The sequence below is a fragment of the Mesorhizobium sp. M0208 genome (genome assembly GCF_040322015.1).
Taxonomy (GTDB): Bacteria; Pseudomonadota; Alphaproteobacteria; order Rhizobiales; family Rhizobiaceae; genus Mesorhizobium.
The window spans coordinates 1-17445 of record NZ_JAMYSP010000067.1 but is presented as its reverse complement, the minus strand read 5'-3'; the positions used below and the strand labels follow the sequence as shown (position 1 = coordinate 17445).

Annotated in this window: 12 protein-coding genes and 3 pseudogenes; all 15 read left to right on the top strand. The window is 57.5% G+C overall.

Annotated features, from left to right (window positions below; translation table 11 throughout):
* Positions 1-905 (top strand): amidohydrolase family protein (locus NKJ17_RS32395; protein WP_352691787.1); only part of this gene is annotated, 905 nt, incomplete at its 5' end.
* Complete coding sequence (locus NKJ17_RS32390) at positions 902-2002, top strand: amidohydrolase family protein (protein ID WP_352691785.1); 1101 nt, start codon at positions 902-904, stop codon at positions 2000-2002. The genes NKJ17_RS32395 and NKJ17_RS32390, both read left to right, overlap by 4 nt.
* Before the next feature lie 137 nt (positions 2003-2139).
* A complete protein-coding gene (locus tag NKJ17_RS32385) occupies positions 2140-4008 on the top strand; it encodes an ABC transporter ATP-binding protein (protein ID WP_352691783.1) in 1869 nt (622 codons plus the stop codon).
* Positions 4009-4019: 11 nt separating this feature from the next.
* The gene (locus NKJ17_RS32380) at positions 4020-5621 is read left to right on the top strand and encodes an ABC transporter substrate-binding protein (RefSeq protein ID WP_352691781.1); all 1602 of its coding nucleotides are present in this window, start codon (positions 4020-4022) and stop codon (positions 5619-5621) included.
* A gap of 29 nt (positions 5622-5650) precedes the next feature.
* Positions 5651-6595 (top strand): ABC transporter permease, encoded by a 945-nt coding sequence (locus tag NKJ17_RS32375; RefSeq protein WP_352691779.1) that lies wholly within the window; start codon positions 5651-5653, stop codon positions 6593-6595.
* Between the two features lie 12 nt (positions 6596-6607).
* Positions 6608-7450 carry an ABC transporter permease gene (locus NKJ17_RS32370; protein ID WP_352691778.1) on the top strand — a complete coding sequence of 281 codons (843 nt, stop codon included), beginning with the start codon at positions 6608-6610 and terminating at the stop codon, positions 7448-7450.
* A gap of 219 nt (positions 7451-7669) precedes the next feature.
* Positions 7670-7891, top strand: a pseudogene (locus NKJ17_RS32365) (transposase); the annotation flags it as partial.
* A gap of 40 nt (positions 7892-7931) precedes the next feature.
* The gene (gene tnpB / locus NKJ17_RS32360; protein ID WP_352691777.1) at positions 7932-8198 is read left to right on the top strand and encodes an IS66 family insertion sequence element accessory protein TnpB; all 267 of its coding nucleotides are present in this window, start codon (positions 7932-7934) and stop codon (positions 8196-8198) included.
* A 218-nt stretch (positions 8199-8416) separates the two neighbouring features.
* A pseudogene (locus NKJ17_RS32355) lies at positions 8417-8685 on the top strand (transposase domain-containing protein); the annotation flags it as partial.
* Between the two features lie 656 nt (positions 8686-9341).
* Positions 9342-12443 carry a WD40/YVTN/BNR-like repeat-containing protein gene (locus NKJ17_RS32350; protein WP_352691775.1) on the top strand — a complete coding sequence of 1034 codons (3102 nt, stop codon included), beginning with the start codon at positions 9342-9344 and terminating at the stop codon, positions 12441-12443.
* A 56-nt stretch (positions 12444-12499) separates the two neighbouring features.
* Complete coding sequence (locus NKJ17_RS32345; RefSeq protein WP_352567646.1) at positions 12500-12649, top strand: hypothetical protein; 150 nt, start codon at positions 12500-12502, stop codon at positions 12647-12649.
* 422 nt (positions 12650-13071) lie between these two features.
* Positions 13072-13269 (top strand): annotated as a pseudogene (locus NKJ17_RS32340) (transposase); the annotation flags it as partial.
* 669 nt (positions 13270-13938) lie between these two features.
* Positions 13939-14595 carry an antitoxin Xre/MbcA/ParS-like domain-containing protein gene (locus NKJ17_RS32335; protein WP_352691771.1) on the top strand — a complete coding sequence of 219 codons (657 nt, stop codon included), beginning with the start codon at positions 13939-13941 and terminating at the stop codon, positions 14593-14595.
* 315 nt (positions 14596-14910) lie between these two features.
* On the top strand, positions 14911-16074 hold the full coding sequence (locus tag NKJ17_RS32330; RefSeq protein WP_352691769.1) for a porin: 1164 nt from the start codon (positions 14911-14913) through the stop codon (positions 16072-16074).
* Between the two features lie 732 nt (positions 16075-16806).
* Positions 16807-17220 (top strand): Rieske (2Fe-2S) protein, encoded by a 414-nt coding sequence (locus NKJ17_RS32325; RefSeq protein ID WP_352691767.1) that lies wholly within the window; start codon positions 16807-16809, stop codon positions 17218-17220.
* Positions 17221-17445 lie beyond the last annotated feature (225 nt).

Genomic DNA, 17445 nt, shown 5'->3' with positions numbered 1-17445 from the left:
CGGACTGGCGGAAAGATGGGGAAAAGCCAGGCGTCAGCCTCGATCGCTGTCGGGAACAGGCGCTGGATAAATTCAACTGCGAGATCGCAATCTGTAACCCGCTCTATGGCGGTCAAGTCGCGGCAAGCGGTTTGATGGGAGCAGAGGTATGCACTGCGACCAACAAATGGTTGGCTCGGGAGTGGCTGGATGCTGAGCCACGTTTGCGCGGTTCGATCGTGGTGGCCTCACAGCTTCCCGATCGGGCTGCAGAGGAAATCCACAGATGTGCTTCCGACAAAAGGTTCGTTCAGGTCCTGCTGCTGGCCGGCAACGAGATGCTTCTCGGCCGGAGCCATTTTTGGCCGATCTATGAAGCAGCCCAAAAGCATGGGTTGCCTGTCGGTATCCATGCCGGGACGATGTATCGCTATCCTACGGGCAGTAGCGCTATGCAATGGCCGTCGACCTACCTCCAGGACTATGCCAGCGGAACCCACATTTTCGCGGCGCAGCTCCAGAGCCTGATCATGGAGGGCGTATTTGCCAAGTTTCCAGATCTCACATTCGTGATGATCGAGGCGGGCATCGGTTGGGTGCCCAGTTTTATCTGGCGGAGTGCGAAGGTCTGGCGGGGTATCCGCGGCGAGGTTCCGTGGGTGAAGCGCTCTCCTGCGGCGGAATTCCGGGATCGTGTCCGGTTTACAATCCAGCCATTCGATACATCGAAGGATCCGGTGCACGTCGAGAAGCTGATAGAGCATCTCGGCAGCGAAGACATGCTGCTCTTCTCGTCCGATTACCCGCATTGGCAGTTCGAAGGAGATGATCCGATGCCACCCGGTTTTCCAGCGCGGCTTCGGCAGAAAATCGCGCAGGAAAACCCCTTACGAACTTACCCACGGCTGATGGAGACGGTGAAATGAACGATACGACAGTCAGCCCGAAGCAGCCGGTGCGTGCTGCATCTTCGGCAGGTATAGCCGATTGCGATATCCACCCGGCTCTTAAAGACCGGTATAGCCTCCATCCCTATATTTCCAAGCGTTGGCGCGATCATCTCGATCAGTATGGCGAGTTGGGGTTCAGCGTGTTTGCTGACAGCCAAACCTATCCCCGGTACAATCCAAGGGGACAACGCCGCGATGCCTGGCCGCCGGGTGGGGGCGGACCCGGATCGGACCTGGCCTTCATGAGGAAGCAGCACCTCGATCCCCACAATGTCGTCTTCGGAGTGCTCGAACCTTTTGGGGCGCAGCTCGGTCGCAATCTAGATCTCAACAATGTGTTGTGCACGGCGATGAACGATTGGCAGATCGCCGAGTTCGTCGAGTCTGAGGATCGGCTGAGAGCGTCCGTTCTGGTTGTCCCGGACGATGTCGTTTCCTCGGTCGCAGAAATCGAAAAGCGGGCACTGGATGCGCGATTTGTCCAGGTGCACATACCCACCGGCACAACCGAGCTATTAGGGCATCGACGCTACAGGCCCATCCTGGAAGCCGCGGCTCATCATGGCTTTCCAATTGGCATGCACATTGGCGGCGAAAGCGGCGCGCGGACCGCCAGCGGCTGGCCATCATACTACAATGAGGATCATTTGGACCTGACCTTCGCTGCCCAGTCACAAGTTATGAGTCTCATTCTGGATGGCGTATTCGATCAGTTGCCCTCTCTCAAGGTGATCATCATCGAGTGCGGCTGTGTCTGGTCGATTGAACTTGGGCACCGGCTGGACATGTTGTGGCGTCGCATGGGTTCGGAAGTGGCTAGCTTAAAACATCCGCCTTCCCACTATCTACGCCAGAATTTCTACTTTTCCACACAGCCGGTGGAGGAGCCGGACAATCCCGAGGAGCTCAACTATCTGTTTGATCAAATCGGCTGGGATAGGCTGATTTTTGCGAGCGATTATCCTCACTGGGACTTCGATGATCCGCGCTATGCCTTCAAGGCTCGAATATCCGAGGAAAACAAGGCGCTGCTATTTCGGGAAAACGCGAGGAAAGTCTATCGAACCCTGTGACGCGAACAGTAGAAAAAAGAACTAATTTGCGGATTTAGCGAGGAATTGGCCCTAAGTCTTGAGGTAGTTCCGTGGGTTCCGATATAGTAGATTTGTGCGAACCTGAATCAAGTCTCCTAGAGGAGCGCACGCACAGGATGGCCCATAAGGTCCTTTCTGTTTCGCGGTTGGTGACCTCGTTCCGTGTCGGGGGGCACTGGGCCCCCGTCGTGGACGGCATATCGTTTGAGATCGGCGAGAGAGAGACAGTCGCCATCGTCGGCGAATCCGGCTCTGGAAAGAGCGTAACGGCGCTCTCGATCATGCGGCTCAACTCGCCAGCTTCGAGCAAGGTCGAAGGGTCGATCCAGCTTGACGGGCAGGAGTTGCTCACGCTCTCGCAATCAGAAATGCGTCGTATCCGCGGCAACGACATTGCCATGATTTTTCAGGAGCCGATGACCTCGCTGAACCCGGTGCTCACAATCGGGTTCCAAATAGCTGAATCGCTGATTCTGCACCGCAGCCTGTCGCGATCCGAGGCTGAGTTGGAAACGATTCGGCTGTTGGAGAAGGTACAAATCCCGGCGGCGAAGTCGCGCTTCCACGAATATCCACACCACTTCTCGGGGGGCATGCGCCAACGCGTCATGATCGCGATGGCTTTGGCCGGTAAGCCAAAGCTGCTGATTGCCGACGAGCCGACGACGGCGCTCGACGTGACGATCCAGGCGCAGATCCTGGAGCTGATCAAGGAGTTGCAAGAGGACGAGGGCATGTCCGTCCTCTTCATCACGCACGACATGGGCGTCGTCGCCGAGATCGCCGACCGCACGGCAGTCATGTATAACGGCCAGATGGTCGAGACTGCGCCGACCGAGGACATCTTCAATCGCCCCGAACACCCCTACACGCGATCGCTGCTTTCGGCCGTTCCAAAGCTCGGTTCGATGAAGGGGCGAAGGCGGCCGATACGCTTCCCGATCGTCGACCGGACAACTGGCCAATCCGACGTGCCGGCCGAGGTGCCGGATACCGTCAAGGAGGCGGAGCGCCCGGTGCTGGAGATTGCGGGCTTGACGAAGCGCTTCGAAATCCGGTCGGGCATGTTTTCTTCGGTCAAAGGCCGGGTCTACGCGGTCGAGAATGTCTCCTTCAGCGTCAAGAGCGGCGAAACCTTGGCACTGGTCGGCGAATCAGGCTGTGGCAAATCGACGACAGGCCGGACGGTAATGCGGTTGACTGAGCCCCTCTCGGGGTCGATTTTGCTCGATGGTGTTGACCTTGTAAAACTTGGTCAATCCGAGTTGCGCAAGCAGCGAAATCGCATTCAGATGATCTTCCAGGACCCGTTCGCATCGCTCAATCCGCGCATGGATGTCGGAACAGCGATCATCGAACCGCTGCTGATCAACAAACTCGCCAGCCGTTCGGAAGCACGCGATAAGGTCGCCGACCTCCTGCAGCGGGTGGGTCTTTCGCCTGACATAGTCAACCGCTTTCCGCATGAGTTTTCGGGTGGCCAGCGCCAGCGCATCTGTATTGCGCGTGCGCTTGCACTTGAGCCGCGGCTCATCGTGGCGGACGAAGCCGTCTCGGCACTCGATGTTTCTGTGAAGGCGCAAGTCGTCAACCTTATGCTGGATCTCCAGGCCCGTATGGGCCTTGCCTATCTATTCATTTCGCACGACATGGCAGTGGTCGAACGCGTTAGCCACCGCGTGGCTGTGATGTATCTCGGCGAGATCGTTGAGATCGGCCCGCGCGAGGCGATTTTTCAGAATCCGCAGCATCCGTATACCAAACGGCTGCTCGCGGCAGTTCCGATCGCAGATCCGGCACGGCGCCTGCAGAAACGCTCGGTCTCAAATGGCGAAATCAAGTGTCCCGTCCGGCCTGCGGACTACGTCCCACCTGTGCGCCAGTATCGTGAAGTCTCGCCTGGCCACGCAGTCATGATTTGGGGCGGGGAATGGGAGCAGGAAAACCTAATGGGCACTACAGCCTATTGCTCTTTTAACAACTAGAGGGAACAAAAATGAAGATCAAACTTATTACATGGATGTCAAGAACAACCGCAGTGCGTCGGTTAGTAACACCTGCCGTTATCGGTGTTTTATCGGTCGGTACGGCGAATGCGGACACGCTGCGCGTAATAGAGGGAAGCGCCCTGAAAATTGTTGACCCCATTGTAACAACATCGGGGGATACACAGATGCACGGATATCTCATTTACGATAAATTGTTCGAGTTCGACAGCAGCGGCACACCGCGTCCCCAAATGGCCGACAAAGTTGATGTGAACTCGGACAACAAGACTTACACAGTCACGCTTCGCAAGGGCCTGAAATTCTCCGACGGAGCTCCAATCACCACTGACGACGTTATCCAGTCACTGAAGCGCTGGGAGTCTCGGGATGTGGTTGGTGGACTCCTTGGATCCAGGACCAAGGAGATGGTTAAGGTTGACGATCTGACGTTTCGGATCGAGCTCAATGAGCCGTTCGACGTTCCCTCGGCGCTTGCCAGTACTGAGGGGAACGTCCCTTTCATTATGCCCAAGCGGGTTGCCTCCCTTCCGCCCACCGAACAGCTCACCGATACAACCGGTTCTGGTCCTTATAAGTTCGATTACTCGACCTGGAAGCCAGGCCAAACGCCGGTTTACACCAAGAACTCCTTCTACACTCCGCGGAATGACCCGCCAAGCTTCTATTGGGGCAAAAAAGAGGCAACTTTCGACAAGATCGAGATGTCTTACATACCAGACCCAAACACCGCGATGGCGGCGATGCTGACCGGCAAACAAGATATCTGGTTATCTCCTCCGATTGATAATGCGTTGGCTCTGCGAAACGACCCGAAGCTTGTGGTCTCGAAAGGATTTTTCGTGCAGAGCCTCTTCGTGGTGAATCACGAGGTGCCACCATTCAACAACATCAAGGCGACTGAAGCTCTCACCTACCTGATCGACCAAAAGGAGGTCATGCAGATTTCTGTGGGTGACCCGCAATTCTGGCATCCCTGCTATGCTTATCTCACTTGCGAGGGGAAGTACGGCGACGAGTCCGCCTATAGCGGCCACCGGGGGGCCGCGGACTTTGACAAGGCAAAGGAGCTCTTCAAAGAAGCCGGTTACGATGGAAAGCCGATTGTGATCTTCGATCTAACCGATTGGGCGGAGGCCCACGCGAGGTCGCTGTACTTAGCACAGCAGTTAAGAAAGATTGGCGTCCAAGTAGATCTTCAAGCAATGGACTGGGCTACTTTGACGTCGCGCCGCACGTCTAAAGCTCCTGCTTCGGAGGGCGGGTGGAACCTGTTCCCTACCTACATGGAGGTGGGACCTGCCAGTTCCCCTATCACCCATCTGATGCTGGCTGCGAACTGCGACAAGGCTTGGTTTGGTTGGCCGTGCGACGATAAACTCGAGAAACTGAGAAGTGCCTTTGCGAGCGCGGTCGACGAGAACGAGAAAGAGAAAATTAGTTTTGACCTCCAAGCCCGCGCATCAGCCTATTTTCCCTTTGTCATGACGGGAGAGTACGGCGTTCCGACTGTCTATGGCGCCGACCTCGAAGGGTTCAATCCGGAGGCACCTTATAACTATTTCTGGAATATCCGGCGGAAGGGCCAGTAGCGCAGCGCGTCTCCGGTGGTGAGGTAAGTATGATCAGGTATTTCATTTCTAGGGTGCTTTCCGTCATTCCGGTGGTGGGGATCGTGACCGCCATAGTTTTCGGTCTGACGTATCTGAGCCCTGGAGATGCGGCGGCTGTGCTGGCGGGCGACTACGCGACGCCCGCCCAGATCGCCGCTATTCGGGAGAGCCTTCATCTCGGTGATCCGCTGGCCGTCCAGTATTTTCATTGGTTGGCGAATGTCGTGCAGGGGAATCTGGGAAACTCGATCTTTTCCAGACAGCCAGTATTCAATCTCATTCTGTCGCGGGTAGAACCGACGATTCTTCTCGCAACCGCAGCCACTGTGGTTCAAATAACCGTCTCGCTGCCGTTGGGATTGTTGGCAGCACAGAACAGAGGGGGCATCGCTGATCGCCTAGTATCACTTTTCGGAGTTGCGGGGACAGCCATACCTCCCTTTCTGATTGGGTACGTGCTGATATTCACGTTCGGTGTGTACTTTGGGTCAATGCCAGTCTCCGGGTTCCCTGGATTCGACAGCGGTGTGACGGAAGTCTTGCGGCATGTGCTTCTGCCCGCAACCATGTTGGGATTTGCGCAAACGGCACTCATCACTCGAATCACAAGAGCGAGCGCGATCGAAGTGCTGAATCAGGACTTTATCCGTGTCGCGCGAGCGAAAGGGCTCGACGAGTTCACGATCCTCGTTCGACACTGCCTTAAGCTGATCGCCGTACCTCTGGTCACGGTAGTTGGAATGTCGTTCGCGGGTATGCTTGGTGGTGTGGTAATAACAGAGACCGTCTTCGCAATCCCCGGGGTCGGCAGCCTCCTCGTGGAAGCCATCCAGCACCGGGATGTTCCGGTCATTCAGGGGGTCCTACTGATAAGTGCGAGTGTGTACGTCATGGTAAATCTGCTGGTGGACCTGTCGTACCCCTTAATGGACCCGAGAATTAAATATACTTGAGGAGTTAGGCCGATGACGTTTTCCCTGTTGTGGCCACATATGACGCGCCTGCCGGCGTCGGTGCGTGTCGCCTTGATTTTCATGCTTTTGATTGTGCTCGTGTCGTATCTGGGTCCGGGGATAGCCAATCTTAATCCCTTGTCTATAAGCCCGGAGTTGAGACTGACTCCACCCAGTGGCGCCCATTTTCTGGGGACTGACATGTTCGGGCGAGACATTTTCACGCGTGTGCTTTACGGCGGGCGGGTCTCGCTCGCAATTGGACTGGCCACTGCGGTTCTGGCGACAACAGCCGGAACAATCTTTGGTCTTGTGGCAGGCGCCGGACAGGCATCAGACAATATCTTGATGAGGGTGATGGACGGCATCATGGCGATACCGGGAATCCTGCTCGCCATTGCCTTGGCAACGATCTTCGGTGGCGGGGTGTTGACTGTAATCGTGGCTCTGGCGATACCGGAAGTGCCCGGTGTTGCAAGGTTGGTTAGAAGCTTAACGCTGACGCTCCGGGAACAGGTCTTCATAGAGGCGGCTCGGTCCTACGGCGCTAGTCCTTTGCGGCTACTCTTCAAGTATATCTTGCCGAACGCACTGGCCCCAATCGCCGTGCAGGCGACATATATCTGTGGCCTGGCCATTCTTTACGAAGCCTATCTGAGCTTTGTGGGCATCGGGGTTCCGCCTGAAAACCCGAGTTGGGGCAATATTGTCGCCGAAGGGCGGTCGTTTGCTCTGATCGCACCTTATTTAATATTGTATCCAAGCTTGGTAATCATGGCTGTAGTATTGGCAGTCAATCTGATTGGTGATGGCCTGCGTGACATGCTCGACCCTCGCTTCGCGCTACCCGACTAACTCGTTTTCGCCACTGCACGGGCGGCGGCGGGCTATCTTATGCTCTCGCGCCCTTTTTCCTGGGCCCTATGCGCCCCTCCGCCGGGACGGACCTCTGTATTAACGACCACATCGTATTGGTGTGATGTAAGTGATGTAAGCGCGAATTTCTCCGCACCTTTTTCCATTGAGCGTGTTTTGGGATGAAGGTGTCCACTTAACGGAGGTGGACACCAAGTGATTGAGGATGCTGAACAGAAACTGCTGGTAAGGCGGATTTTGCGCAACGGCCGCCGGCGGTATGACCCGGCGTCGAAAGAGCGGCTCGCTGCGGCCTGCCTGGAGCCTGGCGTGTCGGTATCGCGGCTTGCGCTTGAACATGGGATCAATGCCAACCTTCTTCGGAAATGGATAAAGACGGCCAAAGACGCCGTTGCTTTGCCGCCACCTGCACCGCGAGCCCATCGACTTTCGGTCCGGCATCAACAGCCTTGCGGTCCTGGTGCAGGAGGTGATGGAGCTTGACCCATTTGCGCCTGCGGTCTTTGCGTTTTGCAATCGCCGCCGCGACCGGATGAAGCTCCTGTTCTTCGATCGGTCCGGTTTTATGATGGTCCTGAAGCGATTGACGGAAGACAGGTTCCGATGGCCACGCCGGGAGACGGCGATGGTGACGCTGACGACCGAGCAATTGCACTGGATCCTCGACGGCATTGATATCGGCGCGATGGTCCGCCATCCGGTTCGGCAATACCAGATCGCCGGCTGACAGCTCTCACCGTCTGCGGTTGACGGGGCGAAACGGTTCAGATTCAAGAATCTGATGATCAGACCCGGCGAACCCACTGTTGAGGAGTTGATGGCGCGCATTGCGGCGCTGCAGGCGGCCGTCAGCTCACGGAACGCGTGGTCAAGCTGGAGGAAGAACTGGTACTGGCGCGGCTCCATCGTTTTGCGCCGAAAAGCGAAAAGCACATCGATCGCCCCGAAGACGGCAGGATGCCGATCGACAACAACCTGCTTGAGCGCGACATCAGGATTTTTTCCATTGGAAGAAAGAGTTGCGTGTTCAGCGACAGTGTGGACGGAGCCAGGGCTAGCGCCGTCATATACAGCTTGATGTTGACCTGCCGCGCCTGTGGCGTCGAGCCCTTGCCTACTTGCGCCACGTCCTCAGCGAATTGCCGCAGCGCGCCACAGACGCCGACATCGCCGACCTGCTGCCCTTCACCTTCGCCAAAACCGCCGCGGCTTGATCCGATAAAGCCGTCTGACAGCGATCCACGTCACATGGCGCACGTCAACGCGCATGGAAATGAGCGCTTACGGTGTGATGGCCAACTTCGGGTCAAACTGTATATGTCAATCGCCGAGAAAACTGCCATCGTCCCCACCAGATAACTCATCCTGGTGCGCAGTAACACTCGGTATGAACGATACAAGCAATAGGAAAAGAGGCTCACTCCGAAGGGAATTTAGAAAGGAAATGTGAACTTTCCAAGTGCCAGCAATCAAGATTGCCCTAGGGCGCGATCCGTACGCTCATAGAATGTGTGGATTCACTTTCGTATCGAGCGCATTTGGCTGCTAGAGGACGCGGATTCCAATGCGGCTCTAGAAATTATAGAGTGCATCGCAAATCGCGGGCGCACCGGCCCCAGGGCCGGAGCGATTCCTCAAAGGGCCTACAGACAAGACAGGAAAAAATTGCCGTGGCGCTCGGGGTCCACATCAGCACCGCCCCTGTGCCCAGCCATCCAAAACGATCAAAACGCGTAGAAGTTTTACCAGAGTTTCACCTCACCGGTTTGTAGGTAAGTAGTGTATGTCGACACAGGTTCATGTGAATGACCCAAAGGCCCTTGAGGCCCTCAAATGGCGCTGCATCGGACCCGCCAGAGGCGGTCGCGTTGTGGCGGTCGCCGGCGATCCCAACGAACCGATGGTGTTTTACTTCGGCGCCTGCGCGGGCGGCGTGTGGAAGACGATTGACGGCGGCGTTTATTGGCGCTGCGTATCCGACGGCTACTTCAAGAGCGCCACCGTCGGCGCGCTCGCGGTCGCCCGCTCCGACTCGAACGTCATCTATGCTGGCATGGGAGAGGCGACGATCCGCGTCGACGTCTCTTACGGCGACGGCGTATACCGGTCGACCGATGGCGGTCGCAGTTGGATCCATCTGGGACTGAAAGAAACCCGCCATATCGGCAAGATCTGCATTCATCCGCACGACCCAGACATCGTCTATGTTGCGGCGCTCGGCGATGCGTTCGGGCCCAACGAGGACCGCGGCGTGTTCCGTTCCAAGGACGGCGGCAAGACTTGGGAGAAGATCCTCTACCGCAATCCCGACGCCGGGGCCGTTGACATCTCGATGGACCCCAACAATGCGCGCATCCTTTTCGCCACGACCTGGCAGGCGCGGCGGAGCTTCTGGCACCTGAACAGCGGCGGGCCGGGGAGCGGAATTTTTCGGTCACTCGACGGCGGCGACACTTGGGAGGAGCTGTCCGGCCGAAACGGCTTGCCGGCTGGAGTCCTAGGCAAGATTGGTGTTTCCGTCTCGCAGGCGCAGCGGGGGCGCGTCTACGCCCTCATAGAGGCGGAGGACGACAAGGTCGGGCTTTATAGAACCGATGATTACGGCGATCATTGGTTCCGCGTGTCTCAGAACCGCGACCTGATGCATCGCCCCTGGTATTACACCCATGTCTTCGCCGATACGGGTCACGCCGATACCGTCTACGTGACCAACTTCCAGATGTGGAAATCGACCGATGGTGGAGAGAACTTCACCGAAGTGACTACGCCTCACGGCGACAACCACGATCTCTGGATCGACCCGCTCAATCCCAAACGTATGATCGAAGGAAACGATGGCGGTGCCTGCGTCACCTTCAATGGCGGCAGGACTTGGTCCTCGATCTACAATCAGAATACAGCACAATTCTATCGCATCGATGTTGACGACCGGCACCCCTATCGGGTCTACGCCACCCAGCAGGATAACATCTCGATCTCGGTCCCCAGCGCTACCGAATGGGGTATAATCGGCCTGGGCGACTGCACCTATCCGGGCACGGGCGAGAGCGGCTTCATAGTCGTCAATCCCGAGGATCCCGACATAGTCTATTGCGGCGCAATCGGCTCGAGCCCGGACGGGGCGGGGCCTCTGCAACGCTACGACCACCGTACGCGGCAGATCCGCCTTGTGAATGTCTGGCCGGAGAAGACGACCGGTATCGCGCCGAAGAACATGCGCTATCGTTTTGCATGGACCTTCCCGCTCACCTTCTCGCCCCATGATGCAAAGACGCTTTATGCCGGCGGTAACCACGTCTTCCGCAGCCGTGACGAAGGATCGAGCTGGACTGCGATCTCGCCCGATCTCAGTCTCAACGACCCCGCTAGGCAGGACTACTCCGGCGGCGTTCTGACCCGCGAAAACCTGGGCGCGGAGGTCCATGCAACGTGCGCCTCGGTCGTGGAATCCCGGCACCGCAAGGGCGAGATCTGGGCGTCCACCGACGACGGCCTCGTTCATGTGACACGCAATGGCGGGGCCGAGTGGAGCAACGTCACGCCGAAAGCCATGTCCGAGCTCGCCTATATTGGGTGCGTCGAGATCTCGCCGCATGACGCTGACACTGTTTATCTTGCGGCTACGCGCTACAAGCTCGCCGACTATCAACCCTATCTGTTCCGCACGAAGGACAGCGGCAAGAGCTGGGAGTCGATCGTCGGTGACTTCCCGAAGGGCGAGATCACGCGTGTGCTGCGGGCCGACCCGGTGCGGCCAGGCCTGCTCTTCGCCGGCACCGAGACAGGGGTCTTCTTCAGTCTCGACGACGGAGCGCACTGGTCGCGCATGGCCGGCGGCTTGCCCGTGGTCCCGGTTTACGATCTCAAGATCAAGGGAAGCGATCTCGTCGCCGGCACGCATGGCCGGTCCTTCTGGATCCTGGATGACGTGACGCCGTTGCGCGAACTGGCCTCGGATCAGAAGGACGTAAAGCTGGTGAGCCCGCGCCCGACAGTCCGGACTAAGCTTAACTGGATCGTTGGGCAGGGTTTCTCGAAGGTCGGTATGAGCTACGGCCTTCATTGGGGCATAGGCGGCGGCACGGAGGTGGTTGAGTTGGAGGACGGACGAAGCGCTCGCCGCTATCTCGACTGCGGCGAGAATCCGCCGGACGGGGCGATCCTCTATTATTGGCTGCCCAATGATACAGAGGGTCCGGTAAAGCTCACCTTCCTGGACGCTGCGGGCGAGACCATCGTCTCCTTCTCGAGCGACGAAAAGCACGCGCCCTTCGACAAAAAACCCGGCACAAGGGCCGGGCTCCACCGGTTCGTCTGGGATCTCAGGTATCCGGGACCGGCCAAACTCGACCACTCCCTGGGGACCTGGAAGTACAAGCCTCTAGCGCCGGAGGGGGAAGACCCGAGCGGCCCGGCGGTGGTTCCCGGCGACTTCAGGGTTGAGCTTCAAGTCGGCGACGAGAGACAGACGGTCGGCTTCACCGTCGTTAAGGATCCGCGAATAGCTACAACCGACGAGGATTTTGCCGAGCAGTTCGCGCTCTTACAGGAGCTGTTCGGCATGCTCTCGGCTCTTAACCAAGCGGTCAATCGCATGCGGCTCCTGAAGCGGCAGCTCGCGGATGTCCAGAAGCGGCTGGTCGGTAGTGAAAAATCGCTTAGCGAGCGTGCGCAAGCATTGGTCGGTCGGCTTGAGGCAATCGAAGGAGCGCTGATCGATTTCAGGCGCGAGACACCGCAAGACGTCCGCAACTCGGCCGGCTTGCTCGGTTCGCTCATCGACCTCGTCAATGTAGTCGCCATCGCCGATGCGGCGCCGACAATGCAAGCCCGGCAAGTCGCGGATGAGATCTTGTCGAAGGTCCGCGGAGAGATCAAAAAGTTGGACGCGATAGTGAACGATGATGTCGCTGCGCTCAACGTCGCTCTCAATACCGACGGCGTCGTGCTGCTCGGGGCCGGCAAGGCCTAGGTGGCCACTGATGAAAAACATGCGGCTCAGTGAACTCATTCCAGGAGGAGATAGACATGGATTTTATCGAGCGGATCTTCGGCGTGGCCCCGGATGGGGGCGACGGCACGACCGAGATGCTATACATCGCGGTTGCACTGGCTGTCGCGGCGATGGTAGCTGCACGCAGTTTGGTCCGCCGTCGCGCCGAAAAGCGGCGACGCTAGTTTTTTCTTCTAGGATCGAGATCATGGCCGGCTGGGCCAGCAACGATCGAGACGCCTTTCGCTTGGGGTCGGCTTTACTACTCTGCTCAATGACCGTGAGGGCCGCGTTTAATCGCGAATGGCGACGACACAACGCTGGCGCCTAAACTAGATCGCCGTGGAACACGACGATGCGCGAGTATACCTACTTCCGCCGCCTCCCAAGCGTCCGGCCCGGCAGCGAGCTTCGGCTCCTGCCGGGGAAACGGAATGGCAACCATGTCTCGCATAAAGGCGTCTGTTTTTCGGGGAGCGCTTGCTATGTTCAAAGGCCGTCATTTACGACCGATCAGTGATCTTGCTGTGCATGCGCTGTGGGACGGCGAGTGTCCAGGCCACGCGAGACGGGGGAGTAGGATCTATTCCGCTCCAGGCTCGATCAGATCATCAAGATGAAGTACGAGCTGGTGCGACTGGCGCAGGCGATCGACCGGCCGGTTCTGGAGCAGCGTTTCGGCGCGGTCTATTCGGACAGCCCTAACATGCCGCCGCTGCCGAACCGGCTGATGGCGGGGCTGGCGATCCTCAAGCATACCTCCAACCTGTCGGACGAGGTGCTGTGCGAGTGTAGGGCGGATAACCGTAGGCGATGCGCCGAGGCACCTTGCAACAGACCGATGAATAGAGGTTCAGGCCATGGCATTTGGACATGCAGATATGTCCCGAGTTAAGGCCCGCGGCGGCGGCCGAAGATCTTGCAACGGTGCCCGAGCGCGTGCGGCAGCCGAATGTATGGCTGGATCGAGCGAAATGAAAAAATGAAACGCCCACGACAGGCTTTCAACATGGTGAAGATGGATGTGCGGCGTATTCTTGGCCAATGCGTGGGCCAACCGTAAGGCATACACACCGCCTGTAAATGGTGCCTAAAACTAGCTGCCGAACGTACAGTTCGTCTAACCGCGCAATACGTTCAATTTTTGTCGAAGTAACACTCAGGATATAGTTGCATAAAAACAACGACTAAATTAGATAAGGATTGCAGGCTAAGCTTTGATATTGCACAAATCCGTGTTGCGGATAGCGTCACGCTGCACAAGGATACACTCCGATGTACGTCTCTTTCGATCGCGGGGGGCCAAGATAGTCGTCCATCGACGCTCTCCTTTTTGTTGAGAGGCACAAGTTGAAGCAGCAAGACGGCTGCTAGGTCGCGAGCACACGAACACGCAACACATCGCCGTCCTCCAAACTACATGTCTTCAACGCTCTTTCGGCGGCTTGCTGAGGGGATGCAACTGGGAAAGTCAATGTCCGGGTCGAGTGATTTTGGGGATGAAAAGCGCCAGAGCGAGCTTTCAAGCTTTGTCATGAGGGAGGTGCGACGCATTCTTGCCCAATGCGACGAGGCGAGGCAGGGTGACAAGGCTGGAGTTGCGTCGTCAGCCTCTCCTTCCGACGATTTGACCGCCGTGGCCGCCGAATTTCTTGGTAGGCTCGAGGCCGAAGCAGCCCGACGGCTTAACGCTCAGGCCTGTGAGATCGCTTCGCGACCGCGGGCAGCCGATCATCCGCTCGGGCATCCGGTTCTGAAAGAATTTCCGAGAGAAGGCGCCCGCATTGCGGAGTGGGCCGGTCCAGTCGCGGGCTCAACGCATCTCGAGAGACGTTTTGGAATACCGCGGTCAACACTCCATTGGTGGCAGCGGCACAATGATGTGATTGCCTTTCGCAGAGGCTCCCGCAAGCACGTATTTCCCCTGGCTCAGTTCATCGACGGCAGGCCTGTGCCCGGAATCCGGGAGGTCCTTTCCTCGATCTCCGATCCCAGATTGGCTTGGCTGTGGCTGATCAGCCCCTCACCTCTTCTCAAAGGTCGCGTTCCTGTCGAATTGCTCAGGGAAGGCATGAGCACAGAAGCTGTTGCATCGGCCGCCCAGGCAATTTCTCTGATTGGATTTATCTGACGATTGGGCGGACGTCTGTGGCTGTTTAGGCGTCAAATACGTTCACAAACAGCAGATGTACCAATTGTGCGATTTGTGCAAATGTATAGTTGTCCAATTCGTGCGAGTAATACCGACTATTTAGTGGTAAAAATGCAACTGATACTTCGGCATGTGGCTGGCAAACAGAATTTTGACTTGCGCAAATTCGCCCGGAGAATAGCGTTCAAGTCGGGAAGGATGCATCGAGATGCGCATCTTTTTCGATCGTGGGGACAGGGAGCGGTTCGTCCATCGACGTCCTCGCCCTTTCAAATCATTGAATGGAGATCAAGTATGAACATCAAGAGCCTTCTTCTCGGCTCAGCTGCGGCCCTGATCGCAGTTTCCGGTGCGCGCGCCGCCGACGCCGTCGTCGTCGCCGAGCCGGAACCCGCTGAATACGTCAAGATCTGCGACGTCTACGGCGCTGGCTACTTCTACATCCCCGGCACCGAAACCTGCCTGCGCATCGGCGGCTATGTCCGTTACGACATCGGTTTCGGCGACGTCGGCTCATACGATGGTGCGACCAATGAGGATCATGAGGACGGCAGCCGCAACCACACGTGGTATAAGAACGCCCGCTTCTCGCTGAGGACCTGGACCGGCCAGGAAACTGAACTCGGCACCTTGAAGACCTACACCGAGACCCGCTTCGATTTCGGCAATAATCAAGGCGACTTTGGTACCGATCCCAATCCCGCGCACAACCAGGCCGTCAATCTGAAGCACGCCTGGATTCAGCTCGGCGGTCTCCGTATTGGCAAGACCGACACGGCTTTCGAAAGCTTCATTGATTATGCCGGTAACGTTCTCAACGACACGCTCGTGCCCTATGGCGACCACAACACCAACGCCATCCAGTACTACTTCGACGCCGGCAACGGCTTCTCGGCCGTCGTCTCGCTTGAAGAAGGCTCGGGCGTCAAGGGCACCATTGACAGCTACGTTCCGCACGTCGTCGGCGGCGTGAAGTACACGCAGGGCTGGGGCGCCATCACCGGCGTTATCGCTTACGACAGCAACTACGAGGAAGTGGCCGGCAAGGTGCGTCTCGACGTCAATGTTAGTGACGCAGTTTCGCTGTTCGCGATGGCCGGCTATGGAACGGACGACAACCTGTCGGATCCGACCTGGGCGATCCCGGGCCGCGGTCGCGGCATCTACAAGCAATGGGGCGGCAACTGGGCGGTGTGGGGCGGCGGCACCTACAAGTTCAACGAAAAGACCTCGTTCAATGCCCAGGTTTCCTATGATGAATGGAAGAACCTCGGTGTTGCGGCGAATATCGTTTACGATATCGTTCCCGGCTTCACGATCACGACCGAAGTCGATTACCTGCATGCAGGCCGCTTCGACGAATTCGGTGCCGGTTCTCCTGCTCCGGCCTTGAACTGGACCGGTGCTGACAAGAAAAACAGCGTAGGCGGTTTTGTACGGTTCCAGCGCTCATTCTGAGGATTGGACGGCTCGTACCCGCCTTCGAAGCGGGTAACTGCGAGCGTTCAATTTGCGGCTGAACCATTGTGGTCGGCCTTGAAGAGGTTGTCGGCGGATTGCTTGATCACGGACCTCCAATCCGAGCATTTCGTCGATGAAAAGGGCGCCTGTTCCCGGGCGCCCTTTTCTAGCGCGTTTATGATCAGACCCGCGCAAGCGAAATGGATCGCGCGCAATTGTGCGGCGGACCGCACTCTCCATGCCAGAACGGCATGCCCCCCCCACACGTCCGATCCTGGCGGCTATTTCTGCCGTTCGCATCGGCGCCCGAAAAGCTCTCACCCACCTGGGCTTGGTAACGCCAGCAGACGCGTTCTCAGTCAACTTGCGTCCGTGCTCGGGACTCTGTACCCGACGTGCCTGTGTTCGGCGGCAGTCGGTGGAGTTGATCAAGTCAGCGCCTTCTTTTCGTGTCGCCCATTTTGCTTACGAATAGTTTACTCCGCCGTCGCTCTGAGTTTCTGCAAGCTTGCAAGACAAATCCCGACGCCGGCTCCATGTGAGCCCCGAGGCATGCGTTGATGTAACAGTCGTGGTTACGCCGGCGTCTTCAGGTTCGGTTCTGCTTTCGCGCACCTGTGGTGGTGCATTTTCATCCAATCTGTCTATTCCAAGACAGATAGCGCAAGCTTATTACCTTTAACATGGCTTCTCGGATCAGTTCCGTCTCGCTTTTGCCAGGGAGGAAAGATGGCTAAGCACGTGGTGGGCAAGACAGAGGATGTCGGTCCGGGCATGCGCAAGGTCTTCGAGGTGCGTGGCCGTCCGATCGTCATCTTCAATGTCGATGGCGACTACTTCGCCCTCCTCAATCGTTGCCCTCACCAGAGTGCTGAACTGTCGATGGGCTTGATCTCAGGTATCGCAACGGCAGATGAGCCCGGACATGTCCAGTGTTCGCGTCGGGGCGAGTTCATCCGCTGCCCTTGGCACGGCTGGGAGTTTGATATTCGCACCGGCCAGTCATGGTGTGATCCGGGGCGAATATCCGTGAAACAATACCCGGTATCGATAACTGCGGGAGCCGAATTGGTCGAGGGTCCGTATAAAGCGGAAACTTTCCCTGTGAGTGTCGAGGACTCATACCTGGTCGTCGATCTCTGAACGATCGACCCCACTTTATCTGAGACGGCAGAGATTCTTGGAAGCGAGGCATTGATGCTCCACAAGCCGACATCGGTAATTGATTGCGATATTCATCCCGCAGTGCCGGGAAATGATGTTCTGATCCCTTATATGGACGAGTATTGGCAGGAACAATTCATCAGCCGCGGGATCGGCGAGATGGATCTGGCCAGCTATCCGCCGAGCGCACCGCTGTCATGCCGC